The following is a 15,428-nucleotide window of genomic DNA, read 5'->3' as shown; positions in this document are numbered from 1 at the left end:
GTTCAGCCCTCGATGGCGTACTGCATGGCGCGCAGCTTGGTCTGGGTCTCGGCGAGCTCGGCGGCCGGGTCGGAGCCGGCGACGATGCCGCCGCCGGCGTACAGCCGGGCGCGCGGTCCCTCGATCTGCGCGCACCGCAGCGCGATGCCCCACTCGCCGTCGCCACGGGCGTCGATCCAGCCGACGGGCCCGGCGTAGCGGCCGCGGTCCATGGCCTCCAGCTCCCGGATCAGGGCGAGGGCGGGGTCGGTGGGTGTGCCACCGACCGCGGGCGTCGGGTGCAGCGCACCGACGACGTCCAGGACCGAGCGCTCCTCGTCGAGCCGGCCGCGTACGGGCGTGGCCAGGTGGATGAGGTTGGACAGGCGCAGGATCTCCGGCTCGGTGGGCATCGTCAGGTCCCGGCACAGCGGGGCCAGCGCGGCGCGGACCATGTCGGCGGCGTAGGAGTGCTCCTCGCGGTCCTTGGCCGAGGCGAACAGGGTGGCGGCGCTGGAGTCGCCGTCCGAGCCGCGCGCAATGGTCCCGGCCAGCACGAGCGACTCGACCTGGCCGCCCATGCGCCGGACCAGGAGCTCGGGCGTCGCTCCGACGAGCCCGGCGCAGGCGAAGGTGTAGCAGGAGGGAAAGCGGTCGGCGAGGCGCCGCAGCAGGATCCGGCTGTCGATGGGTTCGTCGGCCACGGCCAGCAGGTCGCGGGCGAGGACGACCTTGGACAGGTCGCCCGCGCGGATGCGCTCGACGGCGGCGGCGACGGCCCGCATGTGCCGCGGCGCGGTCACCTCGCCGTCGGCCCACCGGATGCCGGTGGGCGGCGCCGGGGGCCGCAGGAGGGTCAGCGGGTCGGCGTGCTCGCCGATCGTGGTGTACCAGGCGTGGCCGTCCCGGCGGCCGAGGACGGTGCGCGGCACGATCAGCACCGAGTCCCCGGAGCGGGGATCGAAGGAGAAGCTGCCGAAGGCGACCGGCCCGGAGCCTGGCACCTGGAGGGGATCCTCGACCGTCGCGGCGTCGAAGAGCGCCGCGAGCCACTGCCGCGCCCACGTGAAGCGGTCCTCGCCCGGCGGCACGGCGACACGCGCGGCCTCGCCCCAGCCGACGATCCCCTCACCGTGCCGCACCCAGGCCAGGGCGGTGGAGTGGGGGAGTCGTGCCAGCAGGTCCTCCGGCGCGCGCACGGGGACGGTGCGTACGGCGAGCCGCTCCGGCAGTCCAACAGCGAGGGTCACGAGATCCCACTGTACGGGAGATTTGAACCCGTTCAAACAGCAGGGTCCCCTGCGATTCGCGAGATGTCGCGCGGCGGTTCCCGTCTGAGGTGATGCCCGAAATGCAGGGTATCCGTCACGCCAGGCACTAAACATCACCGCATATCGGTTGTTCGGCGTAGTTTCTTGATATATCGGTAACATAGCTAGAGCTGCTCAGAGGATGGATCATGCAGAAGCCTGGCGCGACGATCGCGCGGGGCCGGCTTGTGGTCCTCACGTGAAGAAGATCGCTGACTTACCCAGGAGAGACGGCGCCGCAGGCTTACTCTCGTGGCGGCTGTCGGCGGAGATCGTCTCGGGCTGCTGCGTGTGGGTCTGGCTCGATCATGCCGGATTCGTCCCCGAGCGCCGCGGTGGGGACGCGACGTCTGCCAGGTAGCGGCCGTGGCCTTGCTTCCTGCGGGCTGCCGCTGGCCTGGGTCGTCGAGGCGGAAGCGACTGCTGGTACGGAGCGCTCGTGGAGGGCGGGAGCCGGGGAGACGCGGGAGAAAGGGCCGGCCCTGGGCTCCTGCGGTGGGAACCCAGGGCCGGTGATGTATGGCGTCCCAGCGTGGGGACTACTACGCGCGCTCGATGTACGCCAGGGCCTCGATGATGCGGCGACTGCTGCTGAGACCGTCGGCCGTGGCCTTTTGCAGGCCGTAGACGAACTCCGGCAGCTTCTTCTGGCTGTCGGCGATGACGATCGACGCCGAGTCGGCGCCGAGCTTCCTGGCTTCCTCTGCGGGTTCCATGCCGGGCGTGACCATCGCGGTGTTCCTTTCCTCTTCTTTGTACGGTCGTGATGGCGACTGTGACGGTTTGAGGTGCCAACGCCACGGATGCGGCGCTCATGTGAAAGACGTCACGCCGTGTACGTGCTGGGTGACCGTGTCCGGCAGCGAATCGCCCAATCCATGTCGGCTGCGTTGATCCAGTGAGTCCGGATGGTTCCCGCGTCTACCGTGACCGCTCGATGCTCGATGAGCAGAGGAGATGACCGTGGCCGGCGAGCGCCTTCACACCGGCATCCCGGCGATCGACGATCCGCAGATCGTGCAGGCCATGGCCGTGTACGACACCCTCGAGCGTCGGCGCCACCTGGCGGTGTCACGTCCGACTGACAGATCGGGGCCGGGCCGCCGCCGGCCGGGGAGGCTCGCGGCCGGCGGCGCCGGCTCAGTACGCCTGCAGCTCCAGCAGGTTCCCGTCGGGGTCGCGGACCAGGGCGTTGCGGAGGGTCGGCCCCCACTCCGGGCGGTCGGCCGGGGCCGCGACCGGGCGGGCGCCGTGGCGCAGGCACAGCGCGTATCCGGCGTCGACGTCGGCGACCCGGCCGACGAACATGGCCCGGTCCTGGGCCGGCGCGTCGGCGGGCAGGTCCGCGGTGCCCGCGACCGCGGCCATCGCGGCGCGGTCGAACAGCGCGAGCAGGCCCTCGTCCCCGACATCCCAGCTCGCGTACGGCCCGGCCGCGTCGCCCCGGGCCAGCGTGGCACCGGTCAGCTCGGGCAGCACCGCGTCATAGAACCCGAAGCACTCGGCGAACCGGCCGACCAGCAGGCGGGGATACAGCGCGTCCACGGTGAACTCCCTAATAGTAGGTGGCGACCCATCATTGGTGCGCACCCTACACTTGGCGGATCATGGAGGAGACACCACCCAGCCTGCTGGCGCTGACCCCCTACCTGCTGTCGCGGGTGGGGAAGACGGCACGCGGCCGGATCGCCGAACGCCTCACGGCCCGCGAGATGCGCCTCTGGCACATGGCCGTCCTGGCCGCGCTGGCCGACTTCGGTCCGCACGCGCAGCGCGACCTCGCCGCCCGCCTGAGGATCGACCCGAGCGACGTGGTGAAGGTCCTCGACGAGCTGGCCGCCGCGGGCCGGGTCGAGCGGGCGCGCGACCCGGCCGACCGGCGCCGCGTGACCGTGACGATCACCGCCGCCGGCCGTACGGCCCTCTCGGAGCTGACCGCCGACACGTCGGCCGTTCAGGAGGAGGTCCTGGCCCCCCTCGACGAAGGTGAGCGCGCCGTGCTGCACTCGCTACTGCGCCGGATCTTCGCCCATCTGCACGAGGGGACCTAAGGGGCGATGACGGTGGCGCCCGCGGCGGGCGCGGTGCCCATCGCCGCCAGCGCGGCCGGCGCGTCGGCCAGGCCGATCGTCCGGGTGATGAGCAGGTCCGGCCGCAGCGCGCCGGACGCGACCATGGCCATCATCGGGCCGTAGGCGTGCGCGGCCATCCCGTGACTGCCGAGGATCTCCAGCTCCAGCGCGATGACCCGGTGCATCGGCACGACGGCGGGCCCGGCGGCCGGGGGCAGCAGGCCCACCTGGACGTGACGTCCGCGGCGGCGCAGGCTCTCGACCGACGCCGCGCAGGTCGCCGGGCTGCCGAGCGCGTCCAGGGACACGTGCGCGCCGCCGCCGGTGATCTCGCGGACGGCCTCGGCCACCCCGTCCGGGCCCTCCACGCAGGCGGCGGCGCCGAAGCGGCGGGCCAGCTCCAGCGCGCCGGGGGAGACGTCGACCGCGACCACCCGGGCCCCGCACGCCGCGGCGATCATGACCGCGGACAGCCCGACTCCGCCGCAGCCGTGCACCGCCACCCACTCGCCCGGTCCGACGCGCCCCTGCGCCGTGACGGCCCGGAAGGCGGTCGCGAACCGGCAGCCCAGCGCGGCCGCCGTCGCGTACGGCAGCTCCCCGGGCAGCGCCACGAGGTTGACGTCGGCGTTGTCGATCGCGACGTACTCCGCGAACGACCCCCAGTGGCTGAAACCGGGCTGCGTCTGCCGCTCGCACACCTGCTGGTCGCCGGCCGCGCACGCCGCGCACCGGCCGCACGCGCACACGAACGGCACCGTCACCCGGTCGCCGGCCCGCCATCCGGTGACGTCCGGGCCGACCGCGGCGACGACTCCGGCCAGCTCGTGCCCGGGTACGTGCGGAAAGTGCGTGATGTCGGGGTCGTGGCCCATCCATCCGTGCCAGTCGCTGCGGCACAGCCCGGTCGCCTCGACCCGGATCACCGCCCCGGCGCGAGGCGGCTCCGGATCGGGCACCTCTCGTACCTCCGGCATCAGCCCGAACCCGTCGTACGCCACCGCCCGCACCGGCCCGCCCCTTCCTTGACTCCGGGGCTCACCGTATAGCGGCACCCGACCGGGCGGGAACGCGTGTCAGCGCGTGGCGTGGGCCAGGAGGGCGTGGGCGGGTACGCGCACGCGCCCGCTCCGCGCCGCGTACGGCTTCAGAATCCCGTCATAGGCCTCTTTGACCCGCGCGATCGTCGCGGCGTCCTGCCGGGCGAGGACGACACCGTTCGAGCCGACCCGCGCCATCGCCCCGGTTCGCCACCATTCCTCCGGCTTGAACTCGAAGTCCCAGGTCAGCTCCTCCACCGCGACGTCGCGGAATACCCGGCCGACCAGATCGCCGAACGCGTCCGGCCGGCCGTACTCCAGGAACGGGCTGAGCGGCACGTCGTCCGGCCACGGCACGCCGACCTGGTCCATCGCGTCGCGGACCAGCGCGAGCACGCCGCTGCCGGGCATTCTCCAGCACGTCAACGCGAGCCGGCCGTCCTGCCGGAGCACGCGGCGCAGCTCCCGCAGGGCGGTCTCGGGCTCGCCGACGTGGTTGATGACGAAGTTGCCCGCGACCGCGTCGAACGCCGCGTCCTCGTGCGGCAGGGCGGGCAGCACCGCGACGCGCACGTCCGCCTCGGGCGCGTTGCGCGCCGCGGTCCGTGCCATCTGCGGATCGGCGTCCACGGCCGCGACGACCGCGCCCCTGCGCAGCGCGCCGGCCGCGACGATCCCCGGGCCCGTGCCCAGGTCGAGCACGCGGCGGCCCGCACGCACCCCGGCCGCGTCCAGCAGTGGCTCGACCGCATGGGCCGTCAGCCGGGCGAAGCCCTGCTCGTACGCGTCGGCTCGGCCGGCCCACAGCTCACGTTCGTACGCGTCGAATTCGGTCACGAGCGGCAGCGTACGGGTCCCGGCGCCTCGGATGAGGTGACGTCGCTGTATTCCTTGACAGGAATATAGCTATAGCGTTATGTTCCCTGGGTGAGCACGACCTTCGACGTACTGGCCGAACCTGCCCGCCGCCGCATCCTGGACCTGCTGCTCGAGCGTCCCCGTCTGGTCGGGGAGCTGACCGAGGCTCTCGGCCTCACCCAGCCCGGCACTTCCAAACATCTGAGGGTCCTGCGTGAGGCGGGCCTCGTCAGGGCCCGCCCCGAGGCGCAGCGCAGGTGGTACGAGCTGCGCCCCGAGCCGCTGGCCGAGGTGGACGCGTGGCTGGCGCCCTACCGGCGGCTGTGGTCCGACTCGCTCGACGCACTGGAGCGTCACCTGGACACGATGGAGACCGACGACACATGAACCCGACCATGAAGACCGCGGATGGCCGCAGCGTCCTCCGGTTCGAACGCCGCCTCAGGCATCCGGTGGAGAAGGTCTGGCGCGCCCTGACCGACCCGGCCCATCTCGCGCACTGGTTCCCCTCCGAAGTCGAGGAGATCGAACTGCGCCTTGGTGGGAAGATCCGCTTCAAGCAGGAGTTCCCGGAGCTCCCGCTGGGCACCGGGGAGATCACCGAGCTCGACCCGCCGCACGTGCTGGCCTTCACCTGGTACGAGGATCCGCTCCGCTGGGAACTGCGCCCCGACGGCGAGGGCTGCCTCCTCGTCTTCACCCACACGTTCGCCGACCGGCCGATGGCCGGCAGCTTCGCCGCCGGCTGGGATGCCTGCCTGGCCTCGCTGGACTCGGCGCTGGCCGGCGCTCCCACACCGCCGGTTCCGGAGGACTACGCCGCGCGACACGACGCGTACGCCGAGGCGTTCGGCCTGGACGAAGGCGATCTGATCGAGGACGCCGGCGGCTGGACCATCCGGTTCGAACGGAACGTCCCACATCCCATCGAGAAGGTCTGGCCGGCGCTCGCCGGGTCCGGGGCCGTCACCGGCGGCACCCCGCCGCCCGGGGCCGTCGCCGACCCCGTCGCGCCGGGCGAGGTGACCGAGGTCGTCGCGCCGGAGCTGCTGGAGTACGCCTGGCCGTCCGGCGGCAACGCCCTCGGGCGGGTGCGATGGGAGCTGACCGGCGGCCACCCGGCGGGCACGCGGGTGGTGCTCACCCACACCGGACCGGCGGAGGAGCGCGGCCGGTGCGCCGCCGCCCTGGCCGCCTGGCACCTGCGGCTGCGGTCGCTGGCCGACCGGCTGCGCGACGCGGAGCGCCCCGGCCCCGGCGAGGACGCCGGAGAGCTGGAACGCCGCTACGCCGCCCGGGTCGCGGCCAGGTAGACGACGTCGGGTTCGCCGCGGGTGACCTCGACCGGATGCGCCGACACGTCGGCGAACCGCTCCCGCAGCCGATCCGCGAACGCGGTGACGGCGGCGGAGCTCCACACCGCGAGGACGCCGCCGGGCCGCAGCCGGCCCGCCAGCAGGTCCAGTCCCTCGGGGCCGTACAGCGCGGCGTTGCCCTCGCTGACCGTCCACTCCGGGCCGTTGTCGATGTCCAGGCAGATCACGTCGTACGGCTCGCCGGGCGCGCGCAGCCAGTCCAGGAGATCGGCGCGCTCGACACGTACGCGCGGGTCGCCGAGGGCGCCCTCGGAGTACGGCCGGAGCGGGCCGGCGTGCCAGCCGATCACCGCCTGCTCCCGCTCGATGACGGTCACCTCCCGGGTGTACGGCGAGCGCACGGCCTCGGCGAGGGAGAAGCCCACGCCCAGCCCGCCGATCAGCAGATCGGCCGGGCGGGCGAGGCGGTCGAGGGCCGCCCCGACCAGGAGGCGCTCGGACGCGCCGGCCCGGGTGTCCATCAGGAACACGCCGTTGCTGATGATCTCGAAGTGCTCGCCGTCGCCGCGTAGGACCAGCTCGCCGTGCGGGCCGATCCGCCGATCGTGGACCTCCATGAGTCGCCAGCCTACTCTTCAAGATCACCGGTCGGCGGGGTGAGTGGACGGTGACGGAGAGTCGTTCGCCGAGGTCGGAGAGCCGAATAGGTCGTCAACGAAGGGGAATGACCAGCCCGTACAGCTTCGTACGGAAGGGGGAGCCGATGGGTCTCCTGGACAAACTCAAGAACAAGATGGAGAAGGCGAAGGGTCGCGGCAAGGAGGCGGCGGGCCGAGGTGCCGGTGACCCGTACCTGGAGTCAGAGGGACGCAGGGACCGCATGAAGGGCGGCGCCAAGCAGGTCGGCGAGCAGGCCAAGGACGCCGTGAAGGAGGCCCGTCGCACCTTCAAGCGGTAGGGAACCAGCAGGAGGGTCGCCGCCGGTCGTCTCGGCGGCGACCCTCCGGTCGGCGGTCCGCGCTCGCGGGCCTGGTCCGGCCGGCGGACTCCCGGCTCACGCGGATCGGGTGCTGAGGTCGAAGAGGACGACCAGTTCGTTCGCGCACCGGACGGGGTCGAGGCCGGCCGAGAGCAGAGGGGCCACGCCGTCGATCGAGGCGCGCAGCGCCGCCGCCATGACCTGCGGATCGAAGGGGCGGAACGCCCCCGTGCGCTGGCCGTGGCCGAACAGGTCCGCCAGCCGGCTCACGGAGTCGATGTGGTGCCGTTCCCAGTCGCCCAGACCGCCGTTGAGGAGGATCTGCTGTAGCGCCCGCACCTGCGGCGAATGGCCGGCGATGAATGCCACGTTCGCCCGGATGACGGCGGCGAGCAGCTCACGGGCGCCGGTCGCGGCGTCGATGGCGGGTCGCATGTAGCTCTCGGCGTCGGCGACGACCTGGTCGGCGACGGCCGCGAACAACGCGTCCTTGCTGGAGAAGTGGTAGGTGATCAGGCGTTTGCTGCTGAGCCCGGCCGCCTGGCAGATGGCCTCGAACGTGGTCGCCTGGTAGCCGCGCTCCGCCAGCAGGGCGATCGCCGTACGGATGATCTGCTCCTTGCGGGCCGCGGTCGCCGCCTGACGGGTGGTCATGGCCCTCAAACCTAGTGGTCGGTCCCGGCGTAGGCGCGGCGGACGGCCTTGCGGCTCACCAGAACCGCGACCACCGCCAGCAGGAGACCCACGACGGCCTGCTCGACCTTCATCCAGGCCGGGAAGCCGTCGTGCGGAAGCGCGACGATGACCACTATCGCCACCGGTGCGACGGCGGACATCAGCCGCATGCGCCGATAGGCGGCGCGACTGCCACGGCGGCTGCGCCTGGCCAGCGCGATGAGCAGGGCGGCGATCACGACGACGATGGTGCCGCGGATCCACACGGCGGCGCTGCCGCCGATGAGCGCCGCGGTGCCGAGAGTGGCGATCGAGATGACCAGGACGGTGACGAAGAGGGCGCGGATCCACGCGTACAACTTGTTATCCATGCGGATAAGCTTATCCGCATGGATAACGAAATGTCGATCGTTCCGACCGCCGGACGTCAGAGCCTGATCCCCGCGGGCAACTGGTTCCGGAACTCCGGGTTCAGGCGGATCGCCGTGCGCAGGTGCCTCCGGCCCAGGCCGCTCTCACCTCGCCCGACCAGCAACAGGCCGAGGTTGAGGTGAGCCGCCGCGTTGCGCGGCTCGACTCGTAGGTCCCTCTCGTAGAAGGAGATCGCCTTCGCCGGTCTGGTCGTGGCCAGCAGCACGCCCAGGTTGTAGAGCGCACTGCCGAACCGTGGATCGACGGCCAGGGTCTTCAGGTACTCGAGCTCCGCCGCGGTGGATCTACCGATCCCCTGGAGGATCACGCCCTTGTTGTAGTGCGAAATCGCGTTGCGGGGAGCGATGCGGGCCGCCGCCGTGTAGTCGATCAGGGCGTCCTCCGTGTCGCCGGCATCCTGGGCGGAGTGTCCCGCGCCGACCAGTCGATCCGCGGCGTCGCGGGGGAGGCCTCTCGGATCCAGTTCCGTCGTCTTCTGGAAGAGGAAGGTGCCGGGCGCCGTGTACACCAGCGTGTAGTGCGACCACACGTAAGAGAACATCTGCGGGGTCCAGGGCACGAAGCTGCTCCGCGGTGACACCAGGAACAGGTAGTCGGCCTGCCGCACGGCGGTCTCCCACTGCCGTACCAGCCGTGGCTCGAACGGTCCGACATAGGGCGGCGGGTGGGCGGGGTCGGCCGCGAGCCATTGCCCGTAGACGTCCACTGTCGCGGGACAACGTCGGTTCGTGGTGAGACGGTCGGCCTCGATCAGGGCGGTGGCGCCGTCGAACACCACACACGAGCCTCGCCGAATGTAGGAGGCGAGATCACGCCCGGAGTCGACGAAGTGGGCCGTGTAGTTCCGTGCGTAGCCGATCCGCGTCAGGGCGGCGGCATAGGCGACGATCAGGAGAGTCGCCATCGCGGTGTGCCGCAGGAGTTTCACGTTGCGTTCCGTGCCGAAGTGGCTGATCGTCACCGCACGCGCGAATCTGCCGACGACCACGCCGAGGAGCATCGCGAGAAAGACACCGGGAAAGTAGCCGTAGCCGTTGAAGAACTGACGTGGAACACACAGCCCGGCCACCGTCGCGATCGCGGCGGCGAGGATGAACCAGTCCAGTGCGACGCGGCCGCGGGCCAGGGCGTAACTGACGACGACCGCCGCCGCCAGCGCCGCCAGCACGCCGGTGGCCACGACGGCTGCCGCGTTCAACCCGGGCATCCCGCCAAGGCCGGTCATCCACGAGAACCGGTCCATGATCGACACGCCCGCCCATCCCGAGGTGCCCCGGCTGAGCTGTACGAAGAACAGGTCATGGAGGAATCTCCCGGGGGTCAGGGCGAAGAACGGGGCGACGGGCACAGCCGCCCCCGCCGCCATGCCGCCGACCAGCCACCGGACCGGTCCGCGTCGCCCGTCCCTCAGGTGGAAGACCAGGTAGACGGCCAGGACGGCCGCGATCGGCAGCACCGCCCAGATCTTCACCGCACAGGCGAAGCCGAACGCCAGACCACCGGCGAACGTCCGGCGGCGACTTGACGTGAGAGTGCCGGTCCCGCCGAACAGGGCGAGTGCGCCGAGGAGGCAGAACACGACGTGATAGGCCTCGAGTTCGACGGTGTTGGCGGCATCGAAGGTCAGCGGAGAACACGCCAGCGCCACGCCTGTTGTCATCATCGCGACACGCCCGCGATACCGCACGAGCAGCGTGCCGAGCACGGCGACTCCCACCGCCATCACGGCCGTCAGCACGCGGGCGATCGCCATGGCCACCTGTTCGCCGACCATATCGGCCAAGGCCGCGACAGGCGCCAACATCAGCGGCAGACCCGGCGGATGCAGCAAGGTGAAGTCTCGATAGGGAAGCCTTCCGCCGACCAGCCGCAATGCCGCGCCGAAATAGACGCCGTCGTTGTAGGAGTTGAGCTGGTGCATTCCGACCAGGGCGTGCGGCCGGGAGAACTCCCAGACGAGCAACGCGGCCGCGACGAGTCCCACGCCACCGACCACCGCCCGGCGACCCCACGACGGCGATACGCGGACGGCAGGCATCCTCGCGCCGGACCGCGGCAGATCCTCGATCTTCATGCCCACCAGGGTCCGACAGCCCGCGCCACGTCATCCGGCTCGACAGCCGGGCACGTGGCAACCGGGAGCCGCTCCGCACCGAATCTTGACCTTGCCGCCGCCGATGCTCGGGTCTTCGACGGCTAACGGTCGGGACGCTGCACGGGCAGGGTCTGCGGCAGCATCTGGATGGAGCCACCAAGGGTCGCGGGCCGCCACTCGGCGAGGATGACGGTGGCGTCGTCGGCCGGCGGCGCGCCGTGGCCATGGCCTGTGGCCTGCCGTCCCTTCGACGCTACGCCCGGCGCTCCTCAGCGCTCGGGCCGGATCCCCTCACTCGGGATGCCCCCGGACGGGGGCATCCCGCCACCCGGCATCCCGGTCGCCTGTCCTTCGGCGGGCATGCCGGTGGTCTCCGTGCCGCCGGTCGGCATTTCCGTGGGGCGTCCGCCCGTGATCGGGATGTGGTGCCCGTGGGCTCGCTGCGCCTTCGGGATGCGCAGGGTCAGCACTCCCTCTTCCAGGCTCGCCTCGACGTTGTCCGCGTCGACGTCGGATGGGAGCGAGGTGTGGTAGTGGAACCGCCCGACCCGTACGCGCAGCGCGTTCGATCCCTCGGTCTCCTCCCGGACCTCTCCGTTGACGCAGAGCTCGCGGCCACGGATGCCGACGTCGATCTCGTCCGGCATGATGCCCGGCAACTCGAGCCGGGCGACGTAGCCCTCGTCGGTCTCGTCGATCTCCGCCACCGGTACCCACGGACGCGCGGCCTCGGCCTCCATCGGCGCGTGGATGAGCCCGGTCATCCGGTTGAGCAGTTCCTGAACGTCCGCGAAGGGATCCCGGTGCAGCAGTCCGGTCGGCTCCATCCCGTGCAGCCGACCGCCCCTGGCTCGCCGCCTCATCGGCATAGTCATGACAATCCCCGTATTTGTCAGTATGGGCGCCTTCGCCGGCGTCCAATGTCCGGTTCCGTTGGCGCGGTGATCCCCCGATCGCCGCAAACCGCCTCACTTTGCGCCGTACCCGCCGTTACCCGGGCCACACGCAGGCGGGTTTTGCAGACGACGCGGAGGGTAGGGCGATCTGTACAGACCTACGTATTGATCGTTTTTACGCTGGATGTCGGCGATATCGGCAGTAGGGGCGGCCGACGCCGACGGTCGGTCAGGGCGGATGGGGGCACGGCACCCGCTCGGGCTGCGGGCGCTAAGGGGGACACGATCATGAAGGACGGACTGCGGATCGCCCTCGCCGTCGGCGCGGGTTACCTGATGGGCCGCAGGCGCAAGATGAGGCTCGCGCTGACGCTCGCCGCGGCCGGCGCCTCCGGGCGTATCGCCAAGAACCCGGCGAACCTGGTCAAACAGGGCAGCAAACTCCTGAACACCTCTCCCGAGCTGAAGAACCTGACCGACACCGTTCGCGGCCGTCTCGTAGAGGTCGGCAAGGCGGCGGCCGTCACCGCCGCCAGCAGTCAGATCGACGCGCTCAGCGACCGTCTTCAGCGACGGACCGAATCTTTCCTGCGGCCGCCTACGCCCGGCGCCGCCCGGGAGAAGGCCGCCCGGGAGAAGGAGGAGCCCGCCGAGGAGCGGGGCGGCTACGAGGAGGACGAGCGCTACGAAGAGGAGCGCGAGGAACGGCCGAGGCGTCGGCCCGCCGCGCTGCGCAGACCGTCCGCCATCCGTCGCCGGCCGCGGGCCCGGGACCTTCCAGAGGAGCTTGAAGAAGAGGACGTGGAGCGGCCCAGCGCCGCCGAGGAGTACACCGAGGATGAGATCCCCGACCGGCCGCGCGGCGTGCGGCGCCGGGCATCCCGCCGAGCGGAGCCGGAGGACGAGTACGACGAGGAGACCGACGACCAGCCGCTGCGGGAGGCCCCGCTGAGCGGACGGGGACGGCCGCCCGTCCGGCGGACGCGGAGGTGAGCGCCGATGACGGAGTCGACGCGCTCGGTGACCGATCCGCTGAAGCAGACCGCCGAGCAGCTTCCCGGCGGTGACCTGCTGAAGGACCTGCACGCCGACCGGTTGCTCGGCGAGCTGCAGAATCTGGCCACCGCCATGGGCACACGGGCCGCGATGCGGCTGCTCGAGCGGATCTCGGGAACCGCGGACCGGCTCGGCGACTACTCCGAGCACGGCGAGGGCGGGCTGCTGTCCGCCCTGACGGGAGGCGCCGGCGGGGGGCTGGTGTCCGGTCTGTCCAAGCGCGGTGGCGGGGGCCTGCTGTCCGGCCTGGCCAAGCGCGGAGGCGGTCGCCTGCTGTCCGGCCTGGCCAAGGGCGAGGGCGGCGGCCTGCTGTCCGGCCTGGCCAAAGGCGCAGGCGGCGGGGTGCTGTCCGCCCTGACCGGAGGCGGGAAAGAGGGATCGCTGAGAGAGCGGATTGCTCCCGGCTTCGCCGCCGTCAAGGCGTACGCCAAGACGAAGTTGGAGCAGAAGCTGCGCGGGGGCGGCAAGGGCGGCAAGGGCAAGAAGCTCAAGGTCACCAACATCGTCGAGACCCTCGACGTCGGCGCGCCGCTCCAGCTCGTCTACAACCAGTGGACGCAGTTCGAGGACTTCCCGTCGTTCACCAAGAAGGTCGAGGACGTCCACCAGGAGTCAGACGAGAAGGTCCGGTGGAAGGCACAGGTCTTCTGGTCGCACCGCACCTGGGAGTCGACCATCATCGAGCAGATCCCCGACAAGCGGATCGTCTGGCGGTCCCGGGGGCCGAAGGGCTATGTCGACGGCGCCGTGGCCTTCAGCGAGATCGGGCCCGACCTGACCCGCATCGCGCTGGTGCTGGAGTACCACCCGCAAGGGTTGTTCGAGCACACCGGGAACCTCTGGCGCGCCCAGGGCCGCCGCGCGCGCCTGGAGTTCAAGCACTTCCGGCGGCACGTCATGACCCAGGCGATCCTGCGCCCCGACGAGATCGAGGGATGGCGTGGCGAGATCCGTGACGGTGAGGTCGTCAAGGACCACGAGACCGCCGTGCGCGAACGGGAGGAGGCCGAGGGCCGGACGGAGAGGGCCGGGCCCGAGGAGGAGCCGGAGCGCGAGCGGGAAGGCGAGTACGCGGAGGAGTACGAGGGCGAGGAGGAGGCCGAGTACGAGTCCGAAGAGGCGGAACCCGGCGAGGAAGAGGAGCACAGGCGCCGCGAGCCCGTGACCTCCGAGAGACGGAGCGGCGACACCGGGCGGGGGGACCGGTCCGAGCGCTCGGCACGCCGCGAGCGCCGCAGGTGACACTGACGCGACCACGGGGGGGGAACCATGACCACGGCAGTACAGCCGGCGGGCGGAGGGGGGCTCGGACGCCCATCGGGCGGCGGCCTGGCCGACGTCATCGACACGATCCTGGACAAGGGGCTGGTCATCGACGCCTACGTCCGGGTGTCGCTGGTCGGCATCGAGGTGCTGGCCATCGACGCGCGGATCGTCGTCGCCAGCGTCGATACGTATCTGCAGTTCGCCGAGGCGGCCAACCGCCTGGACCTGACGCAGACCGAGGAGCAGGGCCTCCCAGGTCTGATGAAGGGACTGCAGGAGGGCGGCGCGAAGTACAAGACCCGCGGCGCCATCGAGGGTGTCGGCGAGAAGCTCCGCGAGTTCGTGGGCATGGACGACGCCGAGCGGGCCCCACGTCGGCGCCGCCGGCCGGGGGAGGAGTGAGATGACGGCGCCTGGACAGGCCCGCGAGGCCCAGCAGACCCGGAACGTCGGCTGCTACGTCTACGGCATCCTGCCGGGTGACGTGGAGCTGACCCCCGACGCCCGCGGACTGCGGGACGGCGACGTCGACCTCGTGCGGCACGGGGACATCGCGGCACTCGTCAGCGAGATCGACCTGGGCGGGCCGATCGGCCGGCCGGAGGACCTCACCGCGCACGAGCGGCTCCTGGACGACGCCGCCGTGGAGGTCCCCGTGCTCCCGATGAGGTTCGGCGCGGTCCTCGCGAGCCGGGAGGCGGTGGAGCAGGAGCTGCTGGCCGCCAACCACGATCAGTTCCTCGCGGCGCTGGACGAGATCGAGGGGCGGGTCGAGTACACCCTGAAGAGCCGCTACGAGGAGCAGGCCGTGCTCCGGGAGATCATTTCGGAGAACCCGGACGCGACGCGCCTGCTGGAGCAGATCCAAGGCCGTCCCGAGGAGCTCACCCGTGACGCCCGGATCCGGCTCGGCGAGTTCATCAACCAGGCCATCTCCGCCAAGCGCGACGCCGACACCCAGTGGGTGTGCCAGGCGCTGTCGGAGTACTCGCAGGCGAGCGTTCGCCGGCGGCCGACGCACCCGCAGGACGCCGCCCAGGTGGCCTTCCTCGTCGAGACCGACCGGCGGGCGGAGTTCGAGAAGGCGGTGGCGAAGATCGCCGAAGTGTGGCACGGGCGGGCCGGTGTCCGTCTGCTCGGCCCGATGGCGCCGTACGACTTCGTCATCACGCCCAGACCGGGAGGCTGAGCCATGGGCCTGGTCTCATCGATCCTCACGTTGCCGTTCCTCCCGGTGCAGGGCGTGATCAAGCTGGGCGAGCTCATCGAGCAGCAGGTCGAGCAGCAGCTCAACAGCCCGACGGCGATCCGCGCGCAGCTGGAAGAGATCGAGCGGCGGCGGCAGGCCGGTCTCATCTCGGAGGAGGAAGAGGCCGAGGCCCAGCAGGAGATCCTCGGCCGACTGATCGGCGGTCCGGCCACCGGCGCCCCGTAGCGGGTTCCGGCCGCCCCGC

General features: G+C 71.5%; 19 protein-coding genes. 9 read left to right on the top strand and 10 right to left on the bottom strand.

Annotated elements, in window-relative coordinates; translation table 11 throughout:
* Positions 1–2: 2 nt before the first annotated feature.
* The 3 genes from ABD978_RS04615 to ABD978_RS04605 form a co-directional block, all read right to left on the bottom strand.
* On the bottom strand, positions 3–1,229 hold the full coding sequence (locus ABD978_RS04615; protein WP_345348784.1) for an isochorismate synthase: 1,227 nt from the start codon (positions 1,227–1,229) through the stop codon (positions 3–5).
* 602 nt (positions 1,230–1,831) lie between these two features.
* The gene (locus tag ABD978_RS04610) at positions 1,832–2,020 is read right to left on the bottom strand and encodes a hypothetical protein (protein WP_345348781.1); all 189 of its coding nucleotides are present in this window, start codon (positions 2,018–2,020) and stop codon (positions 1,832–1,834) included.
* A gap of 409 nt (positions 2,021–2,429) precedes the next feature.
* Positions 2,430–2,834 carry a VOC family protein gene (locus ABD978_RS04605; RefSeq protein WP_345348778.1) on the bottom strand — a complete coding sequence of 135 codons (405 nt, stop codon included), beginning with the start codon at positions 2,832–2,834 and terminating at the stop codon, positions 2,430–2,432.
* Positions 2,835–2,896: 62 nt separating this feature from the next.
* On the opposite strand from ABD978_RS04605, the gene ABD978_RS04600 reads away from it, so the two are divergent.
* On the top strand, positions 2,897–3,340 hold the full coding sequence (locus tag ABD978_RS04600) for a MarR family winged helix-turn-helix transcriptional regulator (RefSeq protein WP_345348775.1): 444 nt from the start codon (positions 2,897–2,899) through the stop codon (positions 3,338–3,340).
* Here the strand turns inward: ABD978_RS04600 and ABD978_RS04595 are convergent.
* Entirely contained in the window at positions 3,337–4,371 is a 1,035-nt protein-coding gene (locus ABD978_RS04595; protein WP_345348772.1) for a zinc-dependent alcohol dehydrogenase family protein, read from the bottom strand. The two genes, ABD978_RS04600 and ABD978_RS04595, sit on opposite strands and share 4 nt — an antisense overlap.
* Before the next feature lie 66 nt (positions 4,372–4,437).
* A complete protein-coding gene (locus ABD978_RS04590; protein ID WP_345348769.1) occupies positions 4,438–5,238 on the bottom strand; it encodes a class I SAM-dependent methyltransferase in 801 nt (266 codons plus the stop codon).
* 90 nt (positions 5,239–5,328) lie between these two features.
* Here ABD978_RS04590 and ABD978_RS04585 point away from each other — a divergent pair, with 90 nt between their 5' ends.
* Together ABD978_RS04585 and ABD978_RS04580 are read left to right on the top strand one after the other, a co-directional pair.
* On the top strand, positions 5,329–5,646 hold the full coding sequence (locus tag ABD978_RS04585; RefSeq protein WP_252781336.1) for an ArsR/SmtB family transcription factor: 318 nt from the start codon (positions 5,329–5,331) through the stop codon (positions 5,644–5,646).
* Between the two features lie 8 nt (positions 5,647–5,654).
* On the top strand, positions 5,655–6,572 hold the full coding sequence (locus ABD978_RS04580) for an SRPBCC family protein (protein WP_345348760.1): 918 nt from the start codon (positions 5,655–5,657) through the stop codon (positions 6,570–6,572).
* Here ABD978_RS04580 and ABD978_RS04575 read toward each other — a convergent pair.
* The gene (locus ABD978_RS04575) at positions 6,545–7,192 is read right to left on the bottom strand and encodes a spermine/spermidine synthase domain-containing protein (protein WP_345348757.1); all 648 of its coding nucleotides are present in this window, start codon (positions 7,190–7,192) and stop codon (positions 6,545–6,547) included. The two genes, ABD978_RS04580 and ABD978_RS04575, sit on opposite strands and share 28 nt — an antisense overlap.
* Positions 7,193–7,299: 107 nt before the next feature.
* Between ABD978_RS04575 and ABD978_RS04570 the strand changes: the two genes are divergently transcribed.
* Positions 7,300–7,533 (top strand): CsbD family protein, encoded by a 234-nt coding sequence (locus ABD978_RS04570; RefSeq protein WP_345348754.1) that lies wholly within the window; start codon positions 7,300–7,302, stop codon positions 7,531–7,533.
* Between the two features lie 96 nt (positions 7,534–7,629).
* Here the strand turns inward: ABD978_RS04570 and ABD978_RS04565 are convergent, their stop codons facing one another.
* From ABD978_RS04565 to ABD978_RS04550, 4 genes are all read right to left on the bottom strand, one after another.
* Positions 7,630–8,208 (bottom strand): TetR/AcrR family transcriptional regulator, encoded by a 579-nt coding sequence (locus ABD978_RS04565; protein WP_345348751.1) that lies wholly within the window; start codon positions 8,206–8,208, stop codon positions 7,630–7,632.
* A gap of 11 nt (positions 8,209–8,219) precedes the next feature.
* On the bottom strand, positions 8,220–8,600 hold the full coding sequence (locus tag ABD978_RS04560; RefSeq protein WP_345348748.1) for a hypothetical protein: 381 nt from the start codon (positions 8,598–8,600) through the stop codon (positions 8,220–8,222).
* Positions 8,601–8,656: 56 nt separating this feature from the next.
* Positions 8,657–10,735, bottom strand: coding sequence for a tetratricopeptide repeat protein (locus tag ABD978_RS04555; protein ID WP_345348745.1), 2,079 nt, complete (start codon positions 10,733–10,735; stop codon positions 8,657–8,659).
* A 290-nt stretch (positions 10,736–11,025) separates the two neighbouring features.
* Entirely contained in the window at positions 11,026–11,583 is a 558-nt protein-coding gene (locus tag ABD978_RS04550; protein ID WP_345348742.1) for an Hsp20/alpha crystallin family protein, read from the bottom strand.
* Positions 11,584–11,940: 357 nt separating this feature from the next.
* Between ABD978_RS04550 and ABD978_RS04545 the strand changes: the two genes are divergently transcribed.
* The 5 genes from ABD978_RS04545 to ABD978_RS04525 are packed head-to-tail and all read left to right on the top strand — an operon-like array spanning position 11,941 to position 15,409.
* A complete protein-coding gene (locus ABD978_RS04545) occupies positions 11,941–12,645 on the top strand; it encodes a hypothetical protein (RefSeq protein ID WP_345348739.1) in 705 nt (234 codons plus the stop codon).
* A 6-nt stretch (positions 12,646–12,651) separates the two neighbouring features.
* On the top strand, positions 12,652–13,950 hold the full coding sequence (locus ABD978_RS04540) for an SRPBCC family protein (protein WP_345348736.1): 1,299 nt from the start codon (positions 12,652–12,654) through the stop codon (positions 13,948–13,950).
* Positions 13,951–13,977: 27 nt separating this feature from the next.
* Complete coding sequence (gvpJ, locus tag ABD978_RS04535; RefSeq protein ID WP_345348733.1) at positions 13,978–14,376, top strand: gas vesicle protein GvpJ; 399 nt, start codon at positions 13,978–13,980, stop codon at positions 14,374–14,376.
* Position 14,377: 1 nt separating this feature from the next.
* A complete protein-coding gene (locus ABD978_RS04530) occupies positions 14,378–15,163 on the top strand; it encodes a GvpL/GvpF family gas vesicle protein (protein WP_345348730.1) in 786 nt (261 codons plus the stop codon).
* Between the two features lie 3 nt (positions 15,164–15,166).
* A complete protein-coding gene (locus ABD978_RS04525) occupies positions 15,167–15,409 on the top strand; it encodes a gas vesicle protein GvpG (RefSeq protein ID WP_345348727.1) in 243 nt (80 codons plus the stop codon).
* Positions 15,410–15,428: the final 19 nt, after the last annotated feature.

It is taken from the genome of Actinoallomurus liliacearum (assembly GCF_039542035.1).
GTDB classification, from domain to species: Bacteria; Actinomycetota; Actinomycetes; order Streptosporangiales; family Streptosporangiaceae; genus Actinoallomurus; species Actinoallomurus liliacearum.
Note: the sequence above shows the minus strand (reverse complement) of the source record. Positions and strands in the feature narration are given on the sequence as shown.

Bases quoted from the DNA above. Each gene is read 5' to 3' on its own strand.
- ABD978_RS04530 (WP_345348730.1), top strand. From the start codon at position 14,378: ATGACGGCGCCTGGACAGGCCCGCGAGGCCCAGCAGACCCGGAACGTC.
- ABD978_RS04565 (WP_345348751.1), bottom strand. From the start codon at position 8,208: ATGACCACCCGTCAGGCGGCGACCGCGGCCCGCAAGGAGCAGATCATC.
- gvpJ (WP_345348733.1), top strand. From the start codon at position 13,978: ATGACCACGGCAGTACAGCCGGCGGGCGGAGGGGGGCTCGGACGCCCA.
- ABD978_RS04540 (WP_345348736.1), top strand. From the start codon at position 12,652: ATGACGGAGTCGACGCGCTCGGTGACCGATCCGCTGAAGCAGACCGCC.
- ABD978_RS04555 (WP_345348745.1), bottom strand. From the start codon at position 10,735: ATGAAGATCGAGGATCTGCCGCGGTCCGGCGCGAGGATGCCTGCCGTC.
- ABD978_RS04550 (WP_345348742.1), bottom strand. From the start codon at position 11,583: ATGGAGCCGACCGGACTGCTGCACCGGGATCCCTTCGCGGACGTTCAG.
- ABD978_RS04570 (WP_345348754.1), top strand. From the start codon at position 7,300: ATGACCAGCCCGTACAGCTTCGTACGGAAGGGGGAGCCGATGGGTCTC.
- ABD978_RS04600 (WP_345348775.1), top strand. From the start codon at position 2,897: ATGGAGGAGACACCACCCAGCCTGCTGGCGCTGACCCCCTACCTGCTG.
- ABD978_RS04545 (WP_345348739.1), top strand. From the start codon at position 11,941: ATGAAGGACGGACTGCGGATCGCCCTCGCCGTCGGCGCGGGTTACCTG.
- ABD978_RS04575 (WP_345348757.1), bottom strand. From the start codon at position 7,192: ATGGAGGTCCACGATCGGCGGATCGGCCCGCACGGCGAGCTGGTCCTA.
- ABD978_RS04560 (WP_345348748.1), bottom strand. From the start codon at position 8,600: ATGGATAACAAGTTGTACGCGTGGATCCGCGCCCTCTTCGTCACCGTC.
- ABD978_RS04525 (WP_345348727.1), top strand. From the start codon at position 15,167: ATGGGCCTGGTCTCATCGATCCTCACGTTGCCGTTCCTCCCGGTGCAG.
- ABD978_RS04580 (WP_345348760.1), top strand. From the start codon at position 5,655: ATGAAGACCGCGGATGGCCGCAGCGTCCTCCGGTTCGAACGCCGCCTC.
- ABD978_RS04610 (WP_345348781.1), bottom strand. From the start codon at position 2,020: ATGGTCACGCCCGGCATGGAACCCGCAGAGGAAGCCAGGAAGCTCGGC.